Here is a 26,548-nt window from a genome sequence, read left to right on the forward strand (position 1 = left end):
GGCGGACATTGCGGACACAGGCCGCGAGGGCATAGACATAGAAAAAATCTCCGGGGCTAGATGAGGGCGCCGGAGGTTTCGAGCCTCGGATCGACGGCGCAAAGCGCTCAGTCAACCGCTCCGATCAGAATCGGCCAGACCAATATGGTAGCCGATTTCTGACCGCGCTTGTAAGGCCAATTGCCGGCACTTCGAAAGGATTTTCGATCGGGTCTGCCGATTGTGAGAGCTGGCCGTGAGGTCGTTGGACGCTCGCTCGGAAACGTGATGACGGCCGTCAGCTTGCGCTGGATGGGCGGAATTTAGCTGGTTTCTGGAGTTTGCGCACTGCCGATTTAACGGCCATTGATTCGCGTAGCGCATTTTGATATTTAGTGCGGGTAAATCCCCTGTTTCGGTTGTGTTTCGAAACTGTTCGAAACACTTTCATTTTTGTAGCCTCTGATTGCCGTGTCTTGGCCAGCCGTTATCGGACCGATCCCCCCGTGTCCTTCGTCGGCTCTGCAAAAACTACTTATTCCTAGGAGAACTGTGACCTTTCACAAACCTGTAAGGCGGTGGATCGCATCGGCTATCACCGTCGCTTGTACGACGGCGCTGGTGCTATCAGCGGCTTCTGTCGCTTCTGCCGTGGAGCCATCCGACCCTGTTGTCGCATCCGGAGACGACTGGTCAGTCACCTCGACACCAGGCGGCTACGTCGTTGATCTCAAACTCGATCAGCCGCTCCCCATCGTGAATGATGCCCCCACTCTGATCGTCGACGGTCATCCGGTCGGCCTCGCGGTCGAGTCGGCTGACGGACTCTCGCTCAGCGTGGTCACTCACGACCCTGCGGTGACCTCTGCCAGCGAGGTTACGAAGGGATGGTCCAGCGGCAAGGAGGACAAGGCATCCGAATCACCCGCTGCCCCGGTCACCCAGGGTGATACGCAGAACCTCAAGATGACGGAACAGTTGAACGCGCTGTCCGACGTCGCCGCCGTACCCGACCCCTCAGAACCCGGACCGTACACGGTCACGGAAGCCGAATACGACTTTGGTGACCAAGCCACACCTCTCGCAGCAATCGGCGGTATACGAGGCGAAGTCACAGGCAAGATGTACCTGTCGAGCGCAAGCGGAAACCGACCCGTCGTCATTTTGCTGCACGGTCGACATGTCTCGTGTGCCTCCACAGCGACTGATCTGCCTTGGCCTTGCGGACCCGGCCAGATGAACATCCGTTCCTATCTCGGCTATGAGGGCACCGCTCGTGCCCTCGCCACAAACGGGTACAACGTACTGTCGATCGCGGCCAACGCCATCAACGCCTATGACAACAAACTTGCGTTGGACTTCGGAGCCCAGGCCCGTGGCCAACTCGTCCTCGACACCCTCGGAATGCTCGCGAAAGCCAACGCCGGGGAGACCGTTTCCTACGATGACGTCACACCCGCGACCGCGAGCGCGCCGAGTACTACGACCTCTCGCACGCTCGATGATGCTCTCGTTCATGCGACCACCCGTAGCGATCAACCAGCCGCCCCCTCGGGAATAACCGCTGCATCGTTGAAAGGTCGTTTCGATCTCAATCAGGTTGGTCTGATGGGGCACTCGCGTGGAGGAGAAGGGGTCGTCTCAGCGGCGACTCTCAACGAGGCCCTCCCTACGCCGTACGGCATCAAGGCCGTGCTGCCACTCGCCCCCGTGGACTTTGGGCGCATGACGATGCCCGATGTCGCGACCGCCGTGTTCCTGCCCTACTGCGACGGAGATGTCTCCGACCAGCAAGGCCAGCACTTCATTGATGACTCGCGCCACGCGTTCGGCGACGACGTCCTGCGGTCGTCCGTCTGGATCATGGGTGCGAACCACAACTTCTTCAACACGGTCTGGACGCCCGGGGAGTACCCCGTCGGCGGTTCTGACGACTGGTGGGAGGGTGATGCCACCTCGAGTTGCTCGCCGGAGAACGCCACAAGGCTGACCGCGGCTCAGGAGTACCAAGTCGGCGTCAGCTATATGACCGGGTTCTTCCGGCTCACGCTGGGTGGTGAAACTCAGTTCCAGTCTCTTTTTGATGGATCGGTCAAACCATCCACCACGTCTACCAGCTTCGCCGATGTACGCGTAGCGGCAACTCAGCCCTCATCCGAGACGTCGCTGGTCACTGATTTCACGTCGAATAACTCTCTCATCCAAGTCTCAGGTGACGCGACCGCAGGGGTGTGTACAAACCTCGACGGGCTTACCAGTGCTCCGCAGCCGTTGCCGTTCTGTTCGACCACGCGGGGGGAGACTCAGGTGCCGCACTGGTCGCCGGGGTACCTCGCGCCGAACGTACCCGAGTTCCCCGTTACACGCTTTCTCTGGAAGGGTGCTTCAGCGGACGATCCGACGGCACAGAGCAGCGGTGAACTCCGGATCTCCGTCCCCAAAGAGATGAGGGATCTTTCAGAGCACACTCAGGTCACGATAAAGACGGCTCCTGACGAGTCGGTCCCCAGCGGCACGGACTTCACTCTCGCCGTTGTCGATGGCAAGGGGAAGGCCTTCAGTATCCGTGCGTCGGAGTTGAACCCGCTCGCGATCAACCGGATGCCAGGGGGGACTAACGAGACGCTCAACAAGATCGTGCTGCAACAACTCACGCTTCCCACCTCGTCCATCACGGGCATCGATCTCACGGACGTCCGCGAGGTACGGATCACCGCAGGTGTCGGAGCCGACGGCACAGGGGCAGGCGGGGTGTATCTTTCGGATCTCGCATTCGACACTCCATCGCTCGGCGCCGCCGTGTCGCAAACCCGCTCGACTGTGAACGTGGCGCCTACGGTTGTGGAGGAAGGTGCAGGACCCGGCACGGCCGAAGTCGCCGCGTACCTCAGTCGCCCATCAACCAGCACCGTGACTGGGTATGTCAGTGTGCTCGGTTCGCCGTCCGACACCGTGGGTGTCGGAATGCAGCAGGTCGTTTTCCAACCCGGTGAGACCTGCACCACCGTCGTCGTCCCGACTTCGGGCGACGAGACACCGTCCGATAGGCCGAGTTCGAAAGTCACGGTGAGCGCGACCAACACGAGCAATGCGGTCATGGGAGCTAACGCCTTTTCCAATTTGGTCGTTAGAGAAGACGACGGAGTGACGGGAGCCTCCGAGTTGGCCCCGGTCGGTATACAGGGAGACGCCTGTGCAGAGTACGAGGCAAGTCTCGCGCCGGTCGCGCTCGGCACCTCGGCGAGCACCGTCGTGCCCGGCGGAGAAGTCGACCTTGAGGCGACGGGCTTTCGTTCGGGCGAAGCAGTGCTGTTTTCTTTCGGAGACGTAGCTGCTGGCACGGTCACCGCCGACTCGGAAGGCAAGGCGCATCAGACCGTGAAAGTCGCGCCGGACTCGGTTCTCGGGCCGATCGAAGTCGTCGCGCGGGGTGCGGGATCTGCACGGGATGCGCGAGCGACCGTCTCCGTACTCTCGCCGACAACGACGACGCTGACCGCAACGCCCGCGTCGGCAACCGAAGGCGATGAGATCACTTTCACCGCCAATGTCACAGAAACCCTTAAAGCGGTTCCCGGCACACCCATCACCTCGGGTTCCGTGCAGTTCTTCGAGGGCGACGTCAGTATCGGCACAGCGAATGTAGCGGATGGAATCGCCACACTGCGCTATTCGGGCTTCGGCACGGGCAAGCATGACGTGACCGCAAGGGTCGCCGAAACTGCGACCACAGCTCAGTCTCAATCCGATCCACTTTCGGTAGAGATCGCCGCGAAAACCGCACCTCCCACGGCAACACCGAACCCAGGCGTGGGCAATAATTCGAATTCAGACACAGCATCGGCCTCAGCGTCACGGGGCGATGGCATCCTTGCCGCAACAGGCACGAACATCGCGATCTGGATCGCCCTGTCCGTACTCGTGCTCGGCGCGGGAATCGGAATCCGAATCGTAACCAGACGCCGTCACGCCTCACAGTAGGCACCGCAACAACGAGGGGCCCTGCTCCATTCACGGAGCGGGGCCCCTCGCTGCCTGACGCAACATTCGGACGACACGATGCGGGCCTGAGACGCTTTGCTACCTGGAGATGACTGTGCTTCCGCGCATGACAACCCTGGGAGCCAGGTATTCCGTGCCACCACTCAGCGGCTCTCCATCGATTGCCTCGAAGATCCGCTGGGCCGAACGACGCCCAAGCTCCTGCAGTCTGCAGTCGATGCTGGTGAGTTCGGGCCGGGAGTTGGTGGTAAGCACCTCCCAGTTGTCGTAACCGATCACCGAAACGTCTTCAGGTACTGAACGGTCGAAGTCGCGAAGTGTCTCAAGAGCCCCCCGAGCGATCTGGTCGGAGCCGCAGACGAATCCGTCGATATCGGGATACCGCTCGAGCAGGATAGCCGTGGCGTCACGCCCCCAGCCTTCGGACCAGGTGCCGAACATCGGTTCGGCAACAGCGTCTAGTCCTGCCGCCGCTAGCCCTTCTTGAAAGCCCTTTGCCCTGTCTCGGGCTGCAGCGTAGTCCGGGTTGCCCGTAATGTGCGCGATTCGACGACGCCCGAACGAGATCACGTGTTCTACAGCCAGCCGCCCGCCCGCAACGTTGTCGGGAGTGAGCGAATGGTCGGCCGGGTGATCGGATGGGGCGTATGCGTAAACCACCGGTACGGGCAAGTCCCGCCCGAGGGTGGGTCGCGGGTCGGTGGAGCTCCCTACCACGATGATGCCGTCAACACGGCGGCTCAGAAGGGTATTCAGATGGTAGGTCGCGCGGATGCTGTCGCCTCGTGCATCGCAGAGCAATACGCTGACCTGACCTGAGTCGAACGCATCCTCCGCTCCTGTCAGAATGGGTAACACAAACCGGCCCTCGAGGTCACACGTGAGTAGGCCGACGGTACTGGTCCGACCGGCGATAAGGCTTTGCGCTGAAGAGCTCGGCGTAAAGCCGATTTCCTCCACTGCCGCCATCACGCGCTGCCGAGTAGTCGCTGCCACTTCAGCTCGGCCGTTGACGGCTTTGGATGCTGTGGCCATTGAAACGCCGGCCAGCCGAGCGACATCGCCCAGTGTCGCGCCCCGGGGTTGACCGGCTCGTGCGCTGTTCCCCATAAAAATCTCACTTTCGAAAGCGTCGTTCGAGCCTACTCTTGGGATAAGTCTGCGCTTCGCGCTACTGACTGAAAGCTTGTTCGGAAGTCCTGCATCGCAGCAGCACGAACGCCGCTGATCGTCAGCGGAGTTTGCCCGTTCAACGGGAAGGTGGCGCGAGTTCTGCGGCTCTGCTCACATAATGATCCCGTTGGACGAGGTGGTTCCATTGGCTTCGCGCACTTGGATTCTCGCCCTTCAACGGATGGTCGAGGTCCCCGAAGGGGCAGCGATGACAGTCGAAAGAGAGAGTGACCCGATGACACGAGAACCCGGAGCAACGGTCCGAACGACCGGGGGGCGCGTTCAGGGCGTCATAGAGGGTGAGTTCGAGCATTGGCGGGGCATCCCGTACGCCTCCCCGCCCGTGGGGCCACGTCGGTTCCGCGGCCCCGGTGCCGTTGAGCCGTGGAAGGACGTCAAGTCGGCGGTGGACTTCGGCCCTGGCCCTTGGCAGACCCCGCTCTCTCGGTCGGCACGCCGCTTTCCCCAAGGGCCTGGTGTCAGCGAAGACTGCCTCACGGTCAATGTGTCGAGGCGCGTGAGTCATGATCAGGGACTTCCGGTGATCGTCTTCATCTACGGCGGAGGAAACCGAACAGGAAAATCCTCGCAATACCCGGGAGAACGACTCGTCGGCAACGGTGAAGTAGTGGCGGTGACCTTTAATTTCCGGGTCGGCGTGATGGGGTTCCTCGACGTCGCCGGCGTAAGCGGGGGAGAGGAATTCGACTCGAACCTGGCCCTTCGAGACCAGCTCGCCGCGTTGCGATGGGTGAAGGACAACATCGCAGAGTTCGGCGGGAACCCTGACAACGTCACGATCTACGGGCAGTCGGCCGGAGCGCTCGCGGTGACGACTCTGCTCGCGACTCCGAGCGCGGAAGGGCTTTTCGCCAGGGCTGTATCGGCGAGTTCTCCAGCCTTCCACGTGTACTCGCGTGATCGTGTGCGTGGATGGACCGAAGACTATCTAGCTCTACTCGGCCTCACTCCGCATAGCGATCTCTCGGAGCTGACGCGACTCCCGGCTGAGACTCTGATCACTGCCGCCATGACCTTCGATAGGCGCACGAGGAAGGACACTGCCGGCACCATCAGCATGAGCTATGTCGTCGACGGCGACCTCTTGCCGGAAACGCCGATCAGCGCATTCCGAGGCGGCCGCGCCCATCGGGTTCCTCTGATGATCGGAACCTGCAGGGACGAGCATAAGATGTTCACGAAGCTGATCAAGGGCGAGTTGGCGAACTCCCCGGCAGAAATCGAGAAGCTGTTCGCAGGGTCGCCTTCGGAGGCGCTCGAGCGGGTTCGTACCGCGTATTCGACGAATGGCAGGTTTGACCGCGGCCGTGTCGGAGGGGACGCGGCATTCTGGTATCCGTCCGTCGCCGTCGCGGAGGCTCACAGCCAGTTCGCACCGACTCGGATGTTCCGGGTCGACCAAGGGCCTCGTGTCTTGACGATGTTGGGCCTGGGCGCGACGCACGGGTCTGACATCGTCTTGGTATTCGGTCAGACCGACGGCATCGACAAGCTCCTCGGAGCGGCACGAACTGACAAGGTGATCGCAGAAAACCTTCGTGCCGACCTCGTGACCTTCGCTCGAGGAGAAGACGAGACATGGCCGCTCTACGAGGTGAGCGAACGCTTGACGGGTGTCTACACGAAAGAGCGCGCTATGGTCAGCGATCCTGAGAGCGACCGGAGGGTGGCGTGGAGCGGATTCGTCGGTTACGTCTGAGTTCGGTGCAGTGTTGAGTGAAGGTTGACGGACGATCGCGACCCACGCGTTCGCCTTCACCACCGGCACTCCGGCCAGCGCTGAGGCATCTGGTTGGGCGACTGTTCGTCATGACCCGGTGGTGCGTGCGCGCATGGTGCCCATCGCCTTCATGCTCGTAGTCTGCACTGGTGATGCCTACCGGCCGTCGCGCCTAGGGTGTGTCCTGTAAGTTATCTGAGCCAGACGATGGTGGCGGCGACGAGGATCTCGGCCGTGAAGTATGCGGCGCGTTTGGCGTAGCGGGTAGCGAAGTCGCGGAACTGTTTGTGCGGTGCGGGTGGCGTCAGACGCGCCCATTCGATCCAACGTCGATCACTCGCTGCACCGCTGTCAGAAGGTCTTCTCGGAATCTGCTTCGCAGCGTCGACTGAGGGGAACCCCGGTCGCCCTGGTCTGAGGCCGGGATCACGTTGTCGAGCGCACTGGCCATGCCGTACAGAAGCGCGGCGAGATTCGAGCTCGTGTAGGCCGCCGGGACGTGTCCTTCGAGCTGGGCCTGCTCGATAGCGCCGGTCCAAGGGAAGTGGTCCTCAACGGCAGCGGATTCCGAGTGGACCTCCTCGAGTCGCTTCCAGGCGGCAAGGCGCATAACGGTCGGGTTGTCAACGATGTAGTCGAATAACCGCCCTACGAACCCGAGAACGTCGCCGGAGTCACACGGGACAGCGGTGGACACGTTCTCGGACTGCGTTCGCAGGACGGCATCAAAAAGCCCGGCCTTGTCACCGAAATAGAAATAGATCAATTGCTTGTTGACCTTCGCAGCATCCGCGATACGGGCCACTCGAGCTCCCGCAAAACCGTACGACGAGAACTCGATTATTGCTGCTTCGAGAAGCCGATTCTTGCGCGCAACCTCGACCTCCACCATGGGGTCAGGTTATCAGCCGACCGATGCGCACCCAGCCTCTGACCGAATCACACGTTGGCTGTGAAGAACCGGTGGAGGGTGCCCACAACTTGTTCCACATATTCGTCGCGATCGTATAGGTCGATATGACTGGCGCCGTCGACCAGCACAAGTTCCTTTGGCTCGCGAGCCGCCTCGAATGCCGCCTCGTTCTGTCCTCGACTACCCGATACGGTCCCGACCACGAACAGGGTCGGTCGGGGCGCGATCATAGCGATCATGTCGACCGCGTTGAACGTCATCTGCTTCTCGATCGACCACGCCAAAACCTCGTTGTGCCACCGCGGATGGGCGCCTCTGTTCTCGTCGAAGTAGTACGACGGCGCCTCTTTCAAAGGCTCGATGACGTTCGCAGAGCCGGCTTCGGGAATGACCACTCCATACTGAGGGGGATTCCCCTCGCTGAACGACTGGCGCGCTGCGGACGTGCCGTCCAGTACGTACGCCAGAGCGCTCGGGTCCTCTCCCATCATCTCCTCGAAGGATGCTCGGTTGTTTGTCATGCCGCTGACCGTGGCGACCGCCTTGATTCGCCGATCAGTCGCCGCTGCGTAGGTCACGTAGCCTGCGCCGCCGCAGATTCCCATCGCGGCCAGTCGTTGAGGATCGATCTCCGGCCTTCTCCCGAGGAAGCTGATGGCGTTCTTGATGTCCTCGGCTTTTGCGATGGGGTCTTCGTCGTAGCGGGGGTAGCCCTCGCTTTCGCCGTAGCCCCGGTGGTCGAACGCCAGGGCGGCGAACCCCAGACGCGACAACTCTTCTGCATATCGGCCGGATGTCTGCTCTTTGATTCCGCTGCCCGGGCTGGCGACGACAACAGCGGGCAGGGATCGGGTGGAGCCAGAGGGGGAGTCATCGGGGAGGTAAAGATGACCGGCGAGCGCGTGGCGTTCGCTGGGAAACCAGACTTCATGACGCATGGCGAAAGACCTTCCTATAGGTTGAGCAGCCTCCAGCCTGAGGGTGTCGGCCGGTATGTGCTGTTGAAATGAGGCTACGTAGATTTCCATCAAGAGTCAACCATACGGTTGGTTGATAGTTCTCACCACAATCTTCCTCGTCGCGTCTTGAGGGTTGGTTTATCGAGCTCTGGCTAACGCTCCAGGACTACAGCGAGTCCTTGGCCGACGCCGATGCAGATGGCGGCGACACCGATACCGCCGCCGCGGCGCTTCAGCTCGTGCGCGAGGTGGCCGATTATGCGTCCGCCGGATGCGCCGAGCGGGTGTCCGAGGGCGATGGCACCGCCGTGCACATTCACTCGGTCGGGATCCAACTCCGGCCAGAGTCCTATGCAGGCCAGCGACTGAACGGCGAAGGCCTCGTTGAGTTCGAGGATGTCGACGTCGCTCCACGACCTGCCGGCATTCGCTGATGGCGGAGCACCCGTCGAAGGCTGGCCGCTTTACGAGTCGGTTGATCGTCAGACCAAGGTGTACTCAGACGATGCGACTATTGTCAGCGATCCTGAGGAGGGTCGCCGTTCCGCGTGGAAGGGCTTTCTGGGCTACCCGTGAGTCGTCATCTCATCAGAAGGGTCGTGGCACGAGCCTGAGACGGGAGCCGGTCAGGCGATTGCCTCTCCGAGCATCGCGGCCTGAAGGGTATTGCGCATTAGTGCTGCGATCGTCATCGGGCCGACGCCTCCTGGCACGGGTGTCATGTGCGAGGCGTGTCCCAGGAGCTCCTCGAATCGGACGTCGCCGATGAGACCTTCTGCCGACCGGTGGATGCCGACGTCGATGACCGTCGCGCCGGCCCGGGTGTCGTCTCGTCCGATGAGATGGGGAATGCCCGCAGCGACGACCAGGATCTCGGCGCGTAGCGTCACCTCTCTGGCGTTCCGCGTGCGGGAGTGAACCGTGGTCACCGTCGCATCCCGTTGCAGCAGTAGCTGAGCAAGAGGCCTCCCCACGAGTTCCGAGCGCCCCACCACGACGACCTCACGGCCAGCGATCTCGACACCGGCCGAATCGAGCAGCGTGATCACTCCGCTCGGGGTGCACGGCCTGAGGCCGGGGCGTGCCCGGGCCAGCAGGCCGGCACTCGTTGTCGTCAGCCCATCGACGTCCTTGTACCACGGGATACGGTCGATCACGGTTGTCGCGTCCAGCCCACCCGGCAGGGGCAGCTGCGCCAGGATGCCCGACACTGCGTCATCGCTGGCGAGTTCGTCGATCACCTCGAGGAGCCGGGCCTGGGTGGTGTCAGCGGGGAGGTGGCGGTGGTGATCGGCTATTCCTAGCCGCTCGGCGCTTCGTCGCTTGTTGCGCACGTACACCTCGGATGCGGGGTCTTCACCGACGAGCACCGTGGCAAGGCCCGGCTGCCGTCCCGTGCGTTCGCGGAACGCCGCGACCTCGAGAGTGAGCGACTCGAGCACGTCGCGCGCGACAGCAGCTCCGTCGATGATCGTGGTGTGCATCAGATCCTTCCGATCACGGCGATGTCGGGTGCGAAGAGGTCGCCGTCGTCGAGGGCGGCCGGGTCGTGTCCGGTCACGACGATGTCGATCGCACCCGACTCGAGTAGCTGTTTCACGGTCCAGAACCCCTTGTACATCGCAGGCAGGTCGGTCACCGAGACGAACGGACGCTCGTCTCGGAGCTCTTCGGTGAAGTGGACTACGTCGGAGGTCAGGAGAACGACTCCCGCGCTGGTGCGCACCGTCACCATCGATTGGCCGGGCGTGTGCCCTCCGACCCGCTGCATCGCGACGCCGGGAGCGATGTCCGCCCGCTCGTCGAAGTATGTCAGCCTGCCCTCCTCCCCGAGTCGGGCCAGCTGCTCGAGTTCCCGATCCTCGGTGAAGTACGCGATCACGCGCTGTCGGGAGACAGGTGTCGACCAGAAGCGCGCTTCGGCACGCGCGATCCAGAACTGCGAGGCAGGAAACAGGTCGAGGTTGCCGATGTGATCCCAGTGCGCATGGGTGATGACGACGGGGTGCCCGGCGCTGGGGTCGACGCCCATCCGCCGGAGGAGGTCCGCCGGGTGGTTCAGCACAACCCTCCCTCGTCGGGTCGCCGCTGTCGCGTCGAACCCCGTGTCGACGACGATCGTGCGGGCGGAGTTGCGGACGACCCAGAGGTAATAGTCGGTCGTGAGCGGGGCATCCGGTTCGCCGTAGAGCTCGTAGTTGAGGAAGGCCTCGCCGCGGGTGCCGGTGCGCGTGCCGTGCCGCGCGATCAGGACCTCGTACTCGTCGTCGGGCATGATGAGGTGCCGGACCGCACTAGTTGCTGGAGCCGTTGAAGCCTTCGACTGTCGGCTCGAGCCCGTCGGCGCCGACCACCTCGCGCCAGGCCTCGAAGCCATCCTGGAAGGCGACGATTCCGGCCTCCGGCAGGGTGATCTCGATCGCCTCGAGGATGGCCTGTTCACTTACCCCGAGCTTGAGCGCAACGCGGATGTGCGCCTGAATCTGTGCGCGGGGGGCGCGGATGACCGTGAGACAGCAGATGAAGATGAGTTCCTTGGTCACGCGGTCGAGGAGACGCTCGTTCAGATAGGCCGCGTTGACGATGCCGTTCGCGGCCTGGAGGAAGGTGAAGTCCTGCTTGGCCATGACCTTGTGGTAGTCGAGCACGTAGCCGCGGCTTGTGACCATGTCATCGATGTACTGCTGGGCTTCGTCGGTCATGATGGGTTCCTTTCGTGGGGACGCAGGAGCACGCTGTGCGTCGTCTCATACCATTCGGCGATCTGGGTGTGGTCGAGACCGGCGCCGCCGAGGTCGCGCAGCGCGGCCTCGGTGACACCGGCCGCCGCGTGAGTGACAGGGGAGTCGACCCCGAGCTCGTCTGCGAGGGACAGGGCGATGCGAACGTCCTTCACCATGAGGTCGAGCGCGAAGCCGGAGGCGTACTCCCCTGTGAGCACCTGCTGCGGGTATTTCACCTCGCTGGCCTGGCTGCGCCCGGTCGAGGCGTTGATGACGTCGACAAGAATCGCGGGGTCGATGCCGAATCGGGTGGCCACCACAAGCACCTCGGCGATGGCGGCGAGGTTGGTCGCCGAGATCAGATTGTTGAGTGCTTTGGCCGCGTGGCCGGCGCCCGATGGTCCGACGTGAATGAACGTTGATGACATCGGGGCGACGATCGCCCGTGCCCGTTCGACGGCGTGGGGGTCGCCGCCAGCCATGATCGCGAGTTCACCGGTCCTGGCCTTCGTGACGCCTCCCGACACGGGTGCGTCGACGAAGTCGATTCCCAGCTCGGATGCTCGTCGCGCCAGTTCACAGGTGCTCGCGGGTACTGACGAACTCATGTCGACGACGATCGCCCCCGTATTGAGCTTTGCCAGCAGCTGATCACCATCGACGAGCACGGACTCGATGATCCGGCTGTTCGGCAGCATAAGAACCACCGAGTCCACGTCGTGCGGAATCAGCGACAGGTCGGGGATGGCCCTCGCTCCGAGCTCGCTGGCCAGCGTCTGGGCGGCAGGGCTGAGGTCGAAGAGCACGAGATCCGTGGTGCCCGCGAGACGACGGACCATGGGCGTGCCCATCATGCCGAGTCCGACGAACAGGGTGCTCACGCGAGCTCCTCGTGGTGGCGGGGCAGTGAGCCGCGCAACACGGTCATGCCTGTGAGGCGGCCCAGTGTCGCGACCGGATCTGTGAAGTCCGAAGAGCCGCGCACCAGTCCTTCGAGCTTGGAGACGTCAGTCTCGTCGTAGACCATGTGCTTGGTTGCGGAGGCCATGGGTGACGCATGGCGACGGAAGGTCTCGAGCCTGACAGACGCCCACTCCTCGAGAGAAGACTCGTCAGTTTCGCCGGTGATGACTCCCGCGAGTGGCTCGATGAGCGAGAGCAGGTCGTACATCCCCGACGTGAGCCCGAGGCCGCCCGTGGGATTGGTCGCATGAGCCGCGTCGCCGATGAGGAGCACACGACCGTGTTTCATGCGGTCGGCGGAGCGCTGGTGCATCCGGTAGGGGGTGAACGCATCGATCTCGTAAGGCGCATCACCGAAGCCGAGCGCCGCGAGTCGACCGGGGAGGCGGTCAAGCACTCCTTCTTCCGGCAGCTCGGCCGACTCGCTCCAGGTCCAGCGGTAGAGGCCCGTATCGTCGATGCGCGCGATGACGCATCCGTTCTCGGGGTCGAAGATCATGTTGGCGTTGCCGAGCCCACCCAACTCGCCGAACGGGTAGCGCAGGTTGGTGGCGACGAAGCGGTCGGGCCACGTGGTGCCACCGAACCCGAGGCCCAGGCTGCGCCGCACCAGGCTGCGTGCGCCATCGGCGCCGACAGTCCAGCGCCCGCGCCACTGACCGCGGCCGCTGTCGCTCTCTCCTTCGATGACGACGTGGTCACCTTCGTCGGAGACCGCCGTGACCTTGGCTCCGAACTCGACGTGAGCGTTGGGCAGGCGCTCGAGATGCTCGAGGGCAATACGCACGAGCTCGTGCTGGCCCAGATGGATGTTGTACGGGAACCCGGTGACGGCGGCCACGGGTGCCAAGGGCACGTCGGCCTGCAGACCGGTCGAGAGGACGCGCTGTAGGAAAGCCTTGTTGCGGAAGCCGCGCGCATCCATGTCGTCGAGAACCCCGAGACGATCCAGGCCCTCGAGAACGTGCCAGTAGTAGACCATGGCCCGCGGAGACGGCAGGATGTTCGGCTCCGACTCGAGGAGCAGAACCTCGCGGCCGCGCTGGGCCAGACCCAGGGCGAGAAGCGCACCGACCGGTCCGGCACCGATGACAACAATGTCTGACTTACTCATGCGGCAAGCTTTCGCCGCCGCACCCCTGGGTCGCATCAGTGACCTCACCGGTGCGAGGGTTGGTGACGGAATGGGCTAGGGTACCGACCACGATGGAGTAGGCGGGAGTTGTCGTGGCCGGGATGCACGAGCACGACGCAGGTATTTTCGGCGACCTCCTCGACAGTCTTGCTGGCGGCAGCGGAGGAGTTCTCGTGGTCGCCGGCGCAGACTCGTCCGCCGCGGCGGACCTCCGCGCTGCGTATGCTCGCGTCATCCATGTTTCTGCAGCGGCGTCGGAGGCGTCTGTCGCTTTCGCCGGCCTGCACGCGATGCTGCCGTCGCTCCCCGCGACCGAAGCGGATCCGGCCGTTCTCGCCGCGGGGCTTCTCGCTCGCAGCGACCCCGGCACGTTCTGGCTTGTCGAGCGCGGCGAGTTTCTCGACCCCGCGACGCTCTTCGTGCTGCGCGAACTGTCGACACTGGTGGCGGGCCATCCGGTCGCGGTTGTTGTGACCGTGCGTGCCGCCGCCGTGCCCGCCGAGCTGGACGGCTGGCCGCGAATCGACCTGCCGGTCACGCGGATCGCCGACCTGGATGCCGATGGCCGGCTCGAGCTGGCGCTCGCCGCGGCCGACTCACCCGCCGACGAGATGTATCGGTCGTTGCCCTCGGAGTCCCGACGAGCAGCACACACGCTTCTCGCTCGAGTCGCCGCCGACCGTGGGGATGATGTCGCTGCGGCGAGGCACGAGGCCGCGGGAGCCATGGGCGCTGACGACAGGATCGCCAAGGACCTCGAGGACGCGGCATCGACCGTGACGTCTCGCGGTGAGCACGCCGCAGCGAGCGAACTCCTCGAGCGTGCCGCGCAGCTCTCGGTCGAGCCGTCAGCGGCGGCGCGCCGGCTCGTTCTGGCCGCGGAGTCGGCGTGGCACTCGGGCTCCGCCGCGGGTGTCCGCAGGCTGTCGCGCCAGCTGCGCGGACTGCAGGTCGAGGCGCCGTGGCGCGCGCGATCGTGCATCGCAGAGGGGTCTGCAGCCTTCGCGGGAGGAGACATGGCGGAGGCATATCGCGCCTTTATGCTTGCAGCGCGCCTGACCATCGAGGAGCGCCCAGCCACCGCGACCTCGGCGCTCCTGCGCGCTGCCGAGGTCGCGTGGTGGTCGGGGCGGCGGGACCGTGCTGCCGAGGTGGCGGCCGTGGTCGAGTCCCTTCCTCGGGACGGCAGCACGAGCGCCGAGTTCATTGTGGCGGTGCTCGCGGGCGGTGCGCACAGCTTCACCGGCGATCTCGAGGCGGCTGGGCATGAATTACTCACGGCACTTCGTCTCGCCGAGAGTCTGAGTGATCCCAGGGTCGCGGTGCTGGCAGCCCAGGCCGCACTGCTCCTCGGCGATGACCGCGCGGCCGCGACCTTCCACGAGCGAACACTCGCCGAGCTGCAAGCTGTCCACTCCGAGGGGGAGCTCCCCTGGGTGCTGCAGAGCTTCGCCTCGGTGGACATCTGGCAGGGGGACCTTCGGAGCGCGTCCGCGCGGGTGGCGCAGGCGGCCGAGCATGACGAGGTATCAGGGGCGGATGCAACGCAGCACTCGATCCTCGCCCACATCGCGGCGCTCCGTGGTCAGAGCGGCGTGTGCCGTGCCCATGTGTCGGAGGCGCTTCGGCTCTCGGAGTACGACCGCTCTCCGACAGCTGCCGCTTCTGCCCTGTGGGCGCTCGGACAACTCGAGCTCGGACTCGGTAACCCCAGTGCTGCACTCGCCCAGCTCTCGGCGATCGATGATCCCCGGTCAGAGCACGCCAACCCCGTGGTCGCCTTGTTCGCGGCGCCCGACCTCGTCGAGGCCGCAACCCGAGCGGCTCGACCGGAACTCGCGGCATCCGCCCTCGCGTCTTTCGAGCGGTGGGCCGACGCGGGGGCACGATGGGCTCAAGCAGTAGTTCCCCGCCTGCGCGCGCTGCGCGCCCAGGGCGACGGGACTTTCGATCATTTCGAGAGGGCTGTCGAGGCCGTGGCCGGCGAGGGGCTTCCGTTCGAAGAAGGGCGCACCCGACTGCTCTACGGCGAGTACCTGCGGCGGGACCGGCAGCGCGTGCTCGCCCGGAAGCAACTCGAGCTGGCCGTGAAGCTGTTCGACGCCGTCGGTGCCGAACCGTGGGCGGAGCGCGCGAGGCAGGAACTCTCGGCATCCGGGCAGACAGCTCGCCGGCGCGACGGCGGTTCCGAGGAGAGGCTCACACCCCGGGAGCGCCAGATCGCCGAGTTGGTCGCCGTCGGCGCGAGCAACCACGAGGTGGCGGCGCGGCTCTTCCTCAGCCGGAAGACCGTGGAGTATCACCTGCACAAGGCCTACACAAAGCTCGGAATCACCTCCCGCTCGACGCTCGCCGCCGCGTTGGAAGAGGCCGCTATCGACTGGTAGTCCCATCGATGCGAATCCCGCTCGTCGGCACGAACAATCGAAGCATGCGAAGAAGCTTCCCTCCCCGTCCCATGGTGACCGCGTGAGTACGAACGCGGGCCTCGACCCCGCGGCTCTAGAGCGTCTTGCCGCCTCGATCGAGTCGGACGTGGAGTCCGGGCTCTACGACGGGGCGGTGATTCTCGTCGCACGCGGTGGGGAGGTCGGCCTGCACCGCGCCGTCGGATACTCGGACCGCTCGACCCAGCGGGCGACGAGCGTCGACGACGTGTTCCGTATCTTCTCGATGACCAAGACGTTCACCAATGCCCTCGTGCTGAAGGCCTTCGATCGAGGACTCGTCTCGCCCACCACCAAGGTCGTCGACGTCATCCCGGAGTTTGCGGGCTCGGATCGCTTCCGTACCGGCGCGAAGAGCCGTGTGAGCATCGAGCACCTGATGACGCACCGCGCCGCACTCTCACCCACGCCGTGGCCCGTGCCACCGCTCGAGGCCGGCGATCAAGCACATACGATCGCAGCGATCTGCGAGATGGACCTCGTCGGCATTCCCGGGGAACGGGTCAACTATTCACCCTGCCTGTCGCACGCCCTGCTCGGTGAGATCGTGCGGCGCACCCTCGGTGACGGCCGCACATTCACGCAGACCCTCGAACAGGAGTTGCTCGACCCGCTCGGCATGACCGAGACGTCGATGGGCGCGCCGACGGCGTGGGCGGACAGGCTTGTTCCGGTCGCGGTGAAGTTCCCGCCGGGGGGATTCTTCTCGCCTGAGGACATCAAGGACACAGGAGCGGCCGCCTACGAAGGGGCCGAGATGCCGTGGGTGGGATGCGTATCGACGGTGCGCGATGTCTTTCGGTTCACGGAGATGCTGCGTCGGGGCGGAGAATTCGAAGGCAACCGAGTGCTGTCGCCGGCGTCGATCGCGCTCGCAACCCGAAACCACACGGGGGACCTCCTCAACGACCGCTACGCGAAACTGGTCTCCGCGATGGAGTGGTATCCGTGGGTGGCGAACATCGGCCTCGGCTTTATGCTGCGCGGCCCCCAGCTGTACCAGACGTTCTTCGGCACGATGGCGTCGGCGGGCACATTCGGCGGTTACGGTGCGGGATCATCGCAGTTCTGGATCGACCCCGAGCGCGACCTCACGTTCGTCTGCATGACGGCCGGAGTGCTTGGCGAGGCCGACAACGTGCGCCGCTTTCAGCGCCTGTCCGACATGGCACTGGCCGCCGCGGTCTGAACTCAGTCCGACGCCTGGATCGCCGTGGAGAGTTGTGCGCGCGAGCTGATCCCGAGCTTCACATACACCTTTGCGAGATGGTATTCGACGGTGCGCGGGCTCAGGTGGAGCTCCAGCGCGACGTCCCGGTTGGAGGCGCCTTCGGCGACGAGTTCCGCTATCCGAGCCTCACCCGCAGTGAGGTGCGCGGTCGGGGTGTTGCCGGGCGCGGCCACGGTTGCGCCGCTCGCGCGCAGCTCCGAGCGAGCTCGGTCAGCCCACGCCGTGAGCCCGAGGGCGGTGAATGACGCGAGCGCCTGACTGAGGTGCTCGCGTGAGTCGAGTCGGCGGCGTAGCCGCCGCAGGTGGCGGCCGAACAGCAGGAGCGTGCGCGCATACTCGAACGGTCGGCGCTGTGAGCCCGGCTCGTCGAGCGCACGCTCGAAGAGTGCCGTTGCCTCTTCCGGCTCCGCGAGCAGTGCGCGCACTCGAAGCAACGTGGTCTGTGCCCAGAGCGAGCCGTGGGCCGCCCACTGCTCGAACGCGGTCACGGCATCCTCCACAGCCTCGGCATGACCGCTGTCGACCGCGGCTTCGACGAGGTCGGGTGTGCCGTAGAGGGCGACGATCGGGTGCCGAGTCGTCTCCGTGAACAGCGGCGCGAGTTCGCGGTAGGCATTCTCGGGGCGATCGAGGCTCAGCTCGAGCCGACCCACGGCCCACCGGGCCGTGGGATAGCGCTTGTCGGGGGCGGAGGCTGCCGCCCGCTGCGCCAAGTCGCGCGCGGAGTCCGCCTCGCCCCGCAGTGCGGCGAGGTGGGCGAGCATGGCGAGCTGGAACGACCCCTCGTGCTCCTCGTGCGCCTCCTCGGCGAGCCGCAGGCCCTCCTGTGCCGCTGCCGCGCTCGCGTCGAGGCGAGCGTGGAGGGCGTTCGCGTAGGCATACAGTTCGAGGGCGAACGGCAGCTCTGGGGCATTGCTGGAGCCGCGAAGGGCGTCGATCGCGCGGGACTGTAGAACCACGGCGTTGATGTCGTCACCGAGCAGTCCAGCGCATTCACTCGCGTACAGAAGCCAGCGAGGGTCGGTGAACTCCTCGGCGTCGGCCAGTGCCGTCGTCATAGCGGGGCCACCCGACTCGAACCGGTAGGCGAGGATGTCGATCCCGGCTTGGGATGTCGCGCGCGCGAATCGAGAGAAGAGGGAGGCGCCGTCGGTCGACGAACTCACGAGGTTCATGGCGCTCTGTGACCAGTCACCGAGCCCTGCCCACCACGCGATTCCCGTCGCCCGCGACGCCAGATTGACCGCGAGCTCAGGGTCGGACTTCGAGACCGAGGTGGCCCCGGTGACGAGCAACGAGAACGCGTCGTCGGGATGCCCGCCGCCCAGGGCGATGGCTCCTGCTACGAAAGCTGCGGTCGCCTGGGCCGTGGGATCGGTGACGAGGGGCTCCGCGCGGCTCAGCAGCGCGGCCGCACGGTCACCCTGCCCCGACTGCCAGTGTGCAGAGGCCGCGGCGACGAGCCGACGGCCGCGTTCTGAAGGTACCTCGCTGAGCTCCGCGGCACGCTCCCACACCCGTGCGACTCCCGCCGCTCCCGCCCTGTGCCAGGCCAGGTCGATCGCCTGCTCCAGCATCGCCGCGGTCTCGTCTTCGGGGGAGTGGAGTGCCGACGCTCGGTGCCAGGCTTGCCGGTCTGCATCATCCGGGCCGTCGAGTGCTGCTGCGATGCCGAGGTGAATTTCGTCGCGTTGGGCGAGGGATGCTTGAAAGTACGCGATGGACCGCAGTAGCGGTGTGGTGAACCGCACGCGCTCCTGGGCGACGACGATGATGCCGGCGAGTTCGGCAGGTGTGAGGTCGGCGAGGGTGAAGCGACGATCTCGAGCGAGGGACGCCAGATCTGTGGCCCCCCAGGCCGAGAGGACGAGTAGCGCGCGCCTGGTGGCAACGGAGAAGCCGTCGAAGACGGGTGCCCACCAGGCCAGGGCGGAGGGTGCCGGTTCCGACAACGACGGCAGGTGGGTGCGCCCCTCCAGCTCGGCCCGGCTTCGCGCTTCGATGATCTCCTGCAGCCAGCCCGGGTTGCCGTCGCACACGGAGAGGATCGCCTCGAGGGCCTCGCTGTTGAGAGCAAAGGGCATCGAAGAGGCGGCGACGCGCTCGAGAGACGCCCTGTCGAGGGGGCCGAGGCGCACGAGGGGCAGTCCGGAGTCTGCGTAGACGGCTCCCGGCTCCCGGCTGACGAATACGAAGCCGAGCGGCGTGCCCGTGGCCCTGCGGGCGATGAAAAGCAGCACTCGAGTGAGTGCGGGCTGAAGGGCGTCGGCGTCGTCGACCATAACCAGTGTGCGCTGGTCGCCAGCCTCCTGAAGCAGCCGCTCGCGCGCGGCAACGAGCCCCCGCAGGTCGGTGCCCTCGGCGGCGAGTGATTCGAGATCGGTCCCGCGCACCATCCGCGGAACAGAGCTCGCGAGCGCGACGAGCAGGGCGCTCTTGCCGATGCCGGGAGGGCCGTGGAGCACAACGGCGCTGGGCGCATCCGGGCCGTCCCAGAGCAGCGCACGTAGCGTGCGCAGCTCGGCATTTCGGCCCGGGAGAGTGCCGCCCACCATCGACTGCGGGTCGACGGATCCGTTCGTCATCATGTCACTCCGTGGGTACAGGTGGGCTCATGGATGCGAGGCGTAGCGACCGCGAGCGACTATCTGAACATGTCAGACCCCAACGCCGCGGTCGTGTTGTCGCTCCATGAAGTGCAGCGCACACAGATCCTTACACACTCCGAGAAGACAGACGATCCCACACCGCGGCTGCTGAGCCGCTCCGTTGCACAGCCGGTGTCACGATGAGCAGACTGGCCGACGCACTTGCCCAGGCCGATAGGGAGCGCAGCGTCACCGAGCAGGTCGTCGAGAGCTTCGCTGCAGGGGAAGATCCGCGGTTCCGACTCGTTATGGAAAGCCTCGTGCGGCATCTGCACGGCTTCATCAGAGACGTCCGGCTGACCCAAGCCGAGTGGGATGCCTCGATCGCCTTCCTCACTCGAGTCGGGGACATCACCGATGAGCGGCGGCAGGAGTTCATCCTGCTCTCCGACGTGCTGGGTGCCTCGATGATGACCGTGGGTGTGAACAGTCCGGCGCGCACGGAGGCTACGGAATCCACGGTATTCGGCCCGTTCTTTGTCGCGGATGCGCCGGCTTTCGAACACGGGGACGACCTGTCGCAGGGCCTCTCCGGTCGGCCCTGCCATGTGCACGGCAGCGTCACGTCAGCGACCGGGACGCCGCTGCTCGGCGCTCGTGTCGAGGTGTGGGCGGCCGACGACGAGGGCTTCTATGATGTGCAGATCGAGGGCACGGAGTTCGCGGGTCGCGGGCATCTCGCCACGGACAGCAACGGCGAGTTCTCGTTCTGGACGGTTCAGCCGGCTCCGTACCCGATTCCTCACGACGGACCCGTGGGCGACCTGCTGACCCTCGCCAGACGCTCGCCCATGCGGCCCGCGCACATCCACTTCATGGTGACAGCCGACGGGCACGAGAAGCTGATCACGCACGTCTTCGTCGCCGGGGACCCCTGGCTCGAGAGTGACGCGGTGTTCGGAGTGAAGGAGAGCCTCATCCTGGACTTCGTCGAGCGCGAGCCCACGTCGCACGGCCCGCACGGGAGGGCGCTTGAGGAGCCGTGGAGTGAGGTCCGCTTCGACATCGTGCTGGCCGAGGAGTGATTCGAGCGCAGCCGGATGCCGTGTGGTCACATTCCTCGGCCGGCGAATGCCCCGGTGAGGATGCGTCGCACCGCGGCTTCGTCGACGAGGCGAGGGTGAACGATGGGCAATGCGGCGACCACGATGTCGATCGCCGACTCGAGCTGGTCTGCGAGCATCCCGATCTGCTGAAGCGAGCGCGAAACGCCGGCTCTATCGTAGAGTGCGCGCAGCCCTACCACGGCGTCAGCGCTGCCTAGCGCATCGGCCATGCGAGCGGCCTCGGTGGGAACCGACGGCGCCGTGAACTCGAGTACGTGCGGAAGCACGACCGCATGCAGCTGAGCGTGGGGCAGATCGAAAGCACCCCCGAGGATGTGACAGATCTTGTGGTGGAGGCCCGATCGCGCTCCCGCGAACACGAGCCCGCCGAGAAACGCGCCGTACAGCAGGTCTTCGCGCGCCGCTGCCCCGGTCACGAGCGCGTCCATACCGCGTGCAAGAATTCGGATGCCTTCGGTCGCCTCGAGCGCCAGCACCGGGTTGGACAGGGGGGTCCAGAACGCCTCGACGCAGTGGGCGAGGGCGTTGGCCGCAGACGTGAGCGCGGTGGAGTCGGGGAGGCCGGCCAAGAGATCAGGATCGTAGATCACGATCGAAGGCTTCACACGGGGGTCGACGCCGGTCTCTTTGTGGGATTCGGTCGTGAGGCCCCACACCGGTGTCATCTCGGAGCCGGAGTACGTGGTCGGCACGGCGATGATCGGAAGGCCGCTCGTGAGCGCGACCGCCTTGGCCGTGCCGGTCGCCGATCCGCCGCCGATGCTGATGAGCACGTCGATTTCCGAGGTCGCGGCGAGCGATCGGGCGACCTCGGCCACCGCGATCGGCACGTGCTGGCGCACACCCGTGAAGGTGCATGCCAAGCGATCGCCGAGTCCGGCGGTGAGGGCTGCGGCGCGCGGAGCCTCTCGGGAGGAGCACACAACCATTGCGTTGCGATATCGGCCGCGGCTGATCTCGTCCGTCAGGGCGGCGGCGGCACTGCCGGCGCCGAACCTGACGCGGCCCGGCAGCGATTCGAAATCGAATCGCATGGCTAGCCCGCCGTCGTTCTCCGCTGCACGGCGTCGTCGCCGGGCGGCGTCGGCGCAGGTCCGCCACGCATCCATTCGAGCTGCGATGTCGTCGCGCTGAGTGTCATCGCCGGGTGGGTGAGCAGGTAGAAGCGGCGCTCGCGGATTCCGTCGAGCACCATGGAGGCCACGTCCTCGGGGGACACCCCGACTTCGGCTGTCGCGCGGTCGATGTTCTGATGGATACTCATCCGCAGCGGGTCCTCGTCGGTGGGCGGTACGTCAACCGGTCGATTGCGCTCGGAGTTGTTCATGCGGGTCTGCACAAGGCCCGGTACGAGCAGCGAGACGCCGATGTGCGGATCCGTCTCGCTGAGTTCGCGCTCGAGGTTAGCCGTCATCGACGCGACCGCAGCCTTCGATGCGACATACGCGTGGAAGGTCTGCAGTCCGGTGGCGAATGCAGCGTGCGACGCGGTCGTGACGATATGCGCCTCGTCCTGTTGACGCAGGATCGGGAGAAACACGCGACAGCCGTGCAGCGGCCCCCAGAAATTGACGTCGAACACCCACTGCCACGTGCGAAGGGACATGTCGGAGAACAAAGCTCCACCCTCGACGCCGGCGTTGTTGCACAGCACATGCACGGCGCCGAACTCGGCTACCGAGCGTTCGGCGAGGGCTTCGATCTCGTCGAGCTGCGTCACATCGGTGCGCACCCCGATCGCTTCGGCGCCGGTGGCACGCACCTCGGCAACCGCCCTGTCGAGGGCCGACTGCTCGATGTCTGCAAGGACGACCTTCATCCCCTCGGCGGCGAACCTGTCCACCATCGCGCGTCCGATTCCACTGGCACCGCCGGTGACAACCGCCACGCGGCCGGAGATCTCGTGCATCTGCGCACCTTTCGTTCGTGCCCTCATGGTGCGCGCCAGTGCAGCGCTATCGCATCGGTGACCCCACCAGTGGCCCGCGACGGCCATGGGCTAGGCACCTCATGGATGCGACCCCTCCCGCCGCGAACGAGAGTTGCCTCAGACACGTACATTCAAAGGAGCACGTTCGTATGTCCATCACAGAGCCGACCGCCCGCCCGATCGGCGACATCGACAGGGCCTTGGCGGCCTTCACCATCCTTCTCGGCGAGGATGCCGTGATCACCGACCCACAGGAGTTGCTCGCGTTCCGCGACCCCTTCACCTACCGTGAATCCGACCAATGGGATGCCTCGGCCTGCGTGATGCCAACGAGCACCGAGCAGGTCTCCGCCGTCGTCAAGATCGCCAACGAGCATGGTGTTCCGCTCTGGACCTTCAGCCAGGGGCGCAACAATACGTACGGCGGGCCGGCCCCGCGTGTGCCCGGCTCTGTGATCGTCAATCTCCGCAACATGAACCGTGTGGTCGAGATCAACGAGGAGCTCGCCTATGCGGTCGTCGAGCCGGGCGTGCGCTGGTTCGATCTCTTTGACGCCCTCGAGGAGGCCGGGGGCAAGCTCTGGACCTCGATTCCCGACCTCGGATGGGGGAGCGTCATCGGCAACAGCAGCGAGTATGGCCGCGGATACACGCCATACGGCGACCACGCAGAGAACATCTGCGGCCTCGAGGTCGTTCTGCCGACCGGCGAGATCGTGCGCACGGGTATGGGCGGCATGATCGGCAGCCAGAGCGCGCACATCTACAAGCACGCCTTCGGTCCGCAACTGCAGGGGCTGTTCCAGTCGTCGGGCCTCGGAATCATCACGCGTATGGGCTACTGGCTGCAGCGTCGGCCGGAGGCCTATGCCTCGTGTTGGTTGAGCTTCCGCGGCGATGAGGCGCTCGCGGCATCCATCGACCTGATGCGCGAGCTCATGCTCGACGGCACCGTCACCAACTACCCGGTGGTGTTGCACGGCGTCGAGCTCGATGCAGACGGCAACCCGAGCTTCTCGCCCGAGAAGGACCTATGGCTCGTGCGGTTCGCGCTGTACGGCCGACCGGAGATCGTCGACGCGAACTGGGTTGCGTGCGAGCGTCTGTTCGGTGCGGTGCCCGGAATGTCTCTGCGACGCCGGGTATACGCGGGCGACGACCGCACGAGCCACGCCGGCCACGAGGACCGCGTGATGGCGGGTATCCCCGATATGGACATTCTCGATCTCTTCCAGAGCGTCTACGGCGAGGACACCGCCCATCTCGACTTCTCGCCGGTGGGTCCGCTTCGCGGGGCCGACGTCGTCGAGACGGCCCATCTCATGCGCGGGTTGTACGAAAAAACGAGGGAGAGGTTCTTCTCCGGCCTTATGCTCTCGCCGCGCAGCGTCATCCACATCAGCACGATGTTCTTCGACCCGCATGACGAGAAGCAGACAACAGCCGTGTACGAGAACTACTCCGCCATGCTCGCGGTCATGCGCGATCGCGGGTATCCGGTCTACCGCACGAACCTCCAGCACATGGATGCGGTCGCCGCGCAGTTCGACTTCAACGACAACGCTCTGCTGCGCCTCAACGAGCGAATCAAGGACGCCCTGGACCCGAACGGCATTATGCAGCCCGGCAAATCGGGAGTGTGGGCGCGTCGTTACCGGGAGACGGCCCAGTGAGCGAGAGCGGAGAGTCCTGGGTCCTTGCGTTCTCCTGCGACGACAGGCCAGGCATTGTCGCAGCAGTCAGCGGCGCGCTTTTCGAACTGGGCTTCACGATCCAGGAGTCTCAGCAGTTCGACGATCCGATCTCGGGTCGCTTCTTCTCGCGGCTGCAGTTCGCCCCGGCTTCGGTCCCGAACACTGCAGCTCTCCAGCTCGCCGTGGCCGAGGTTCTCGCGCCCTTCGAGGCCGAGTACACGCTCGAGGCGTCGACGACACGCAAGCGGGTACTTCTGCTCGCCTCGAAGCTCGACCACTGTCTCGCTGACCTGCTCTACCGTGCTCGCACAGGAGACCTGTCCATGGACATCGTGGGCGTCGTGTCCAACCATCCACGCGAGGTGTATGGCAATCTCAACTTCGGGGACGTGCCGTTCTTCCACCTCCCGATCGCGCCGGGCCGCAAGCGCGAGCAGGAGCAGCAGATATCGGCGCTCAGGGACGAGTTGCGGGTCGACCTCGTCGTGCTCGCGCGCTACATGCAGATCTTGAGCGACGAGTTCTCGGTCGAACTCGCTGGTCGGTGCATCAACATCCACCACTCGTTCCTGCCCGGTTTCAAGGGCGCACGTCCCTATCACCAGGCCTATGAACGCGGGGTGAAGCTCATCGGCGCGACCGCGCACTACGTCACGGGAGACTTGGATGAGGGGCCCATCATCGCCCAGGACGTCGAGGCGGTAAGTCATCGGGACGTGCCCGAAGCGCTTGTGCGCAAGGGACGCGATATCGAGCGACGTGTGCTGGCTCGAGCCGTGCGTTACCACCTAGAGAACCGAGTGCTGCTCAACGGTCGAACGACCGTCGTCTTTCCGGACTGAACCGTGACGACACACGCGCCCCACAACGCAGACATGCCCCCACTGTCGACCCGCCGCGGAGGGTTCTGGATCGAGGGCGACCACGTCGACATCGCCGGCGGCACGCACCAGCACGGCCCCATGTGGGCGGAATGGGAGGCTCCCGGGTCAGGCGCACGCGAGCTCCCCGTGATCTTTCTGCACGGGGGCGGGGGCCAGGGGACCGACTGGCTCACCACCCCCGACGGCCGGCCCGGATGGGCGCGAGCTTTCGTCGCCGCGGGGTTCGCAAGTTATGTGGTGGATCGCCCTGGCCACGGTAGAGCATCACAGACAGCCGAGGTCTTCGGGCCCGTCGGCGCGCAGGCTCCGGCGGAGCAGACCGCGTTCCTCTTCGCTCCTTCGGATGCCGTGGACAGTCAGACTCAGTGGCCCTGGAGCAGGCAGCCGCATAGCGCCGAAATCGGCCAGCTTGCGGCGGCGAACTCGGCCCTGCTCACCGACCTCGCCGAAGTGAACCGCATCGATGCCGCGCGCGTCGCGGCGCTGCTCGACCTCACGGGACCGGCGATCGTGGTGTCGCACTCGCTCGGTGCCATCGGCGCCTGGACGGCGAGCAACATGCGTCAGGGGCTCGTGCGGGCGATCGTCGCGATCGAGCCCGCCGGACCACCCTTCGGCACGATTCCCGGAGTGGGTACCCTGACGTCGGGCATCACCGTGCTGCCCTGGATTACATCAGCAGACGGTATTCCCGGTATCACAGGGACGCCCGTCGCGGTGGTGAGCGGTTCGGCCTCGCGCTTCCGCGGCGGAGCTGCAGCCGTGCGCGACTACCTTCGCGACGAGTGCGGCGCGCGCGCCGACCTGCTCGCGCTTGCGGATCAGGGGCTCGTGGGCAACGGGCACGGACTCATGTACGAGCGGAACTCAGACGAGGTCGCGAACGCAGTGATTCGCTGGCTCGATTCGCGCGTCGTCGACGGCACTAGTGGTGTCATGGATGCGCCCCGCGAGGAATTCGGCGAGGGTTGACCCCAGGCTGGCCCCGGCGTTGTGGTCCACGTTCGGGGTACCGATGACATCAGCCCGCAGCGCCGTTGCTGCAGGGCTTACCCAGAG

General features: G+C 65.3%; 20 protein-coding genes and 1 pseudogene. 8 read left to right on the forward strand and 13 right to left on the reverse strand.

Annotated elements, in window-relative coordinates:
* Positions 1-672 precede the first annotated feature (672 nt).
* Complete coding sequence (locus tag CCK87_RS18370; RefSeq protein WP_170927319.1) at positions 673-828, reverse strand: hypothetical protein; 156 nt, start codon at positions 826-828, stop codon at positions 673-675.
* A gap of 9 nt (positions 829-837) precedes the next feature.
* Here CCK87_RS18370 and CCK87_RS15685 point away from each other — a divergent pair, with 9 nt between their 5' ends.
* A complete protein-coding gene (locus tag CCK87_RS15685) occupies positions 838-3,960 on the forward strand; it encodes an Ig-like domain-containing protein (RefSeq protein ID WP_140162892.1) in 3,123 nt (1,040 codons plus the stop codon).
* 99 nt (positions 3,961-4,059) lie between these two features.
* Here CCK87_RS15685 and CCK87_RS15690 read toward each other — a convergent pair whose 3' ends face one another.
* On the reverse strand, positions 4,060-5,091 hold the full coding sequence (locus CCK87_RS15690) for a LacI family DNA-binding transcriptional regulator (protein ID WP_086462373.1): 1,032 nt from the start codon (positions 5,089-5,091) through the stop codon (positions 4,060-4,062).
* A gap of 298 nt (positions 5,092-5,389) precedes the next feature.
* Here CCK87_RS15690 and CCK87_RS15695 point away from each other — a divergent pair, with 298 nt between their 5' ends.
* Complete coding sequence (locus CCK87_RS15695) at positions 5,390-6,874, forward strand: carboxylesterase/lipase family protein (RefSeq protein ID WP_170927320.1); 1,485 nt, start codon at positions 5,390-5,392, stop codon at positions 6,872-6,874.
* Positions 6,875-7,199: 325 nt separating this feature from the next.
* Here the strand turns inward: CCK87_RS15695 and CCK87_RS15700 are convergent, their stop codons facing one another.
* The 8 genes and pseudogenes from CCK87_RS15700 to CCK87_RS15740 all read right to left on the reverse strand — a co-directional run bounded on the left by CCK87_RS15700 (position 7,200) and on the right by CCK87_RS15740 (position 13,567).
* The gene (locus CCK87_RS15700; protein ID WP_086462375.1) at positions 7,200-7,787 is read right to left on the reverse strand and encodes a TetR family transcriptional regulator; all 588 of its coding nucleotides are present in this window, start codon (positions 7,785-7,787) and stop codon (positions 7,200-7,202) included.
* A gap of 47 nt (positions 7,788-7,834) precedes the next feature.
* Positions 7,835-8,836 (reverse strand): alpha/beta hydrolase, encoded by a 1,002-nt coding sequence (locus CCK87_RS15705; protein ID WP_249273959.1) that lies wholly within the window; start codon positions 8,834-8,836, stop codon positions 7,835-7,837.
* An 83-nt stretch (positions 8,837-8,919) separates the two neighbouring features.
* Positions 8,920-9,192, reverse strand: a pseudogene (locus tag CCK87_RS15710) (3-oxoadipyl-CoA thiolase); the annotation flags it as partial.
* A gap of 201 nt (positions 9,193-9,393) precedes the next feature.
* Positions 9,394-10,251: a bifunctional 5,10-methylenetetrahydrofolate dehydrogenase/5,10-methenyltetrahydrofolate cyclohydrolase gene (locus CCK87_RS15720; RefSeq protein ID WP_086462378.1), complete on the reverse strand. Its 858-nt coding sequence runs from the start codon at positions 10,249-10,251 to the stop codon at positions 9,394-9,396.
* Entirely contained in the window at positions 10,251-11,042 is a 792-nt protein-coding gene (locus CCK87_RS15725; RefSeq protein ID WP_170927321.1) for an N-acyl homoserine lactonase family protein, read from the reverse strand. Before CCK87_RS15725 ends, CCK87_RS15720 begins: the two co-directional genes overlap by 1 nt.
* Positions 11,043-11,061: 19 nt before the next feature.
* Positions 11,062-11,469: a carboxymuconolactone decarboxylase family protein gene (locus tag CCK87_RS15730; RefSeq protein ID WP_086462380.1), complete on the reverse strand. Its 408-nt coding sequence runs from the start codon at positions 11,467-11,469 to the stop codon at positions 11,062-11,064.
* Positions 11,466-12,371: an NAD(P)-dependent oxidoreductase gene (locus CCK87_RS15735; RefSeq protein ID WP_086462381.1), complete on the reverse strand. Its 906-nt coding sequence runs from the start codon at positions 12,369-12,371 to the stop codon at positions 11,466-11,468. Before CCK87_RS15735 ends, CCK87_RS15730 begins: the two co-directional genes overlap by 4 nt.
* The gene (locus CCK87_RS15740; RefSeq protein WP_170927322.1) at positions 12,368-13,567 is read right to left on the reverse strand and encodes an NAD(P)/FAD-dependent oxidoreductase; all 1,200 of its coding nucleotides are present in this window, start codon (positions 13,565-13,567) and stop codon (positions 12,368-12,370) included. Before CCK87_RS15740 ends, CCK87_RS15735 begins: the two co-directional genes overlap by 4 nt.
* Before the next feature lie 122 nt (positions 13,568-13,689).
* Between CCK87_RS15740 and CCK87_RS15745 the strand changes: the two genes are divergently transcribed.
* Complete coding sequence (locus tag CCK87_RS15745; RefSeq protein ID WP_086462383.1) at positions 13,690-15,975, forward strand: LuxR family transcriptional regulator; 2,286 nt, start codon at positions 13,690-13,692, stop codon at positions 15,973-15,975.
* 82 nt (positions 15,976-16,057) lie between these two features.
* Positions 16,058-17,224: a serine hydrolase domain-containing protein gene (locus CCK87_RS15750; RefSeq protein ID WP_086462384.1), complete on the forward strand. Its 1,167-nt coding sequence runs from the start codon at positions 16,058-16,060 to the stop codon at positions 17,222-17,224.
* A 2-nt stretch (positions 17,225-17,226) separates the two neighbouring features.
* Here CCK87_RS15750 and CCK87_RS15755 read toward each other — a convergent pair whose 3' ends face one another.
* The gene (locus CCK87_RS15755) at positions 17,227-19,854 is read right to left on the reverse strand and encodes a LuxR C-terminal-related transcriptional regulator (protein WP_086462385.1); all 2,628 of its coding nucleotides are present in this window, start codon (positions 19,852-19,854) and stop codon (positions 17,227-17,229) included.
* 200 nt (positions 19,855-20,054) lie between these two features.
* Here CCK87_RS15755 and CCK87_RS15760 point away from each other — a divergent pair, with 200 nt between their 5' ends.
* Positions 20,055-20,939 (forward strand): dioxygenase, encoded by an 885-nt coding sequence (locus CCK87_RS15760; protein ID WP_086462386.1) that lies wholly within the window; start codon positions 20,055-20,057, stop codon positions 20,937-20,939.
* Between the two features lie 26 nt (positions 20,940-20,965).
* Here CCK87_RS15760 and CCK87_RS15765 read toward each other — a convergent pair whose 3' ends face one another.
* The gene (locus CCK87_RS15765; protein ID WP_086462387.1) at positions 20,966-22,015 is read right to left on the reverse strand and encodes a maleylacetate reductase; all 1,050 of its coding nucleotides are present in this window, start codon (positions 22,013-22,015) and stop codon (positions 20,966-20,968) included.
* A 2-nt stretch (positions 22,016-22,017) separates the two neighbouring features.
* Positions 22,018-22,890, reverse strand: a complete 873-nt coding sequence (locus tag CCK87_RS15770) for an SDR family NAD(P)-dependent oxidoreductase (protein ID WP_086462388.1) — start codon at positions 22,888-22,890, stop codon at positions 22,018-22,020.
* Positions 22,891-23,060: 170 nt separating this feature from the next.
* On the opposite strand from CCK87_RS15770, the gene CCK87_RS15775 reads away from it, so the two are divergent.
* Genes CCK87_RS15775 through CCK87_RS15785 form a run of 3 tightly spaced genes read left to right on the forward strand, consistent with a single transcriptional unit; the run spans position 23,061 to position 26,461 of the window.
* Positions 23,061-24,584: an FAD-binding oxidoreductase gene (locus CCK87_RS15775; protein WP_170927323.1), complete on the forward strand. Its 1,524-nt coding sequence runs from the start codon at positions 23,061-23,063 to the stop codon at positions 24,582-24,584.
* Entirely contained in the window at positions 24,581-25,447 is an 867-nt protein-coding gene (gene purU, locus CCK87_RS15780) for a formyltetrahydrofolate deformylase (protein WP_086462390.1), read from the forward strand. Before CCK87_RS15775 ends, purU begins: the two co-directional genes overlap by 4 nt.
* 33 nt (positions 25,448-25,480) lie before the next feature.
* The gene (locus tag CCK87_RS15785) at positions 25,481-26,461 is read left to right on the forward strand and encodes an alpha/beta fold hydrolase (RefSeq protein ID WP_086462391.1); all 981 of its coding nucleotides are present in this window, start codon (positions 25,481-25,483) and stop codon (positions 26,459-26,461) included.
* The last annotated feature ends 87 nt before the right edge of the window (positions 26,462-26,548 follow it).

This window comes from Agreia sp. VKM Ac-1783 (assembly GCF_900177765.1).
Taxonomy (GTDB): Bacteria; Actinomycetota; Actinomycetes; order Actinomycetales; family Microbacteriaceae; genus Agreia.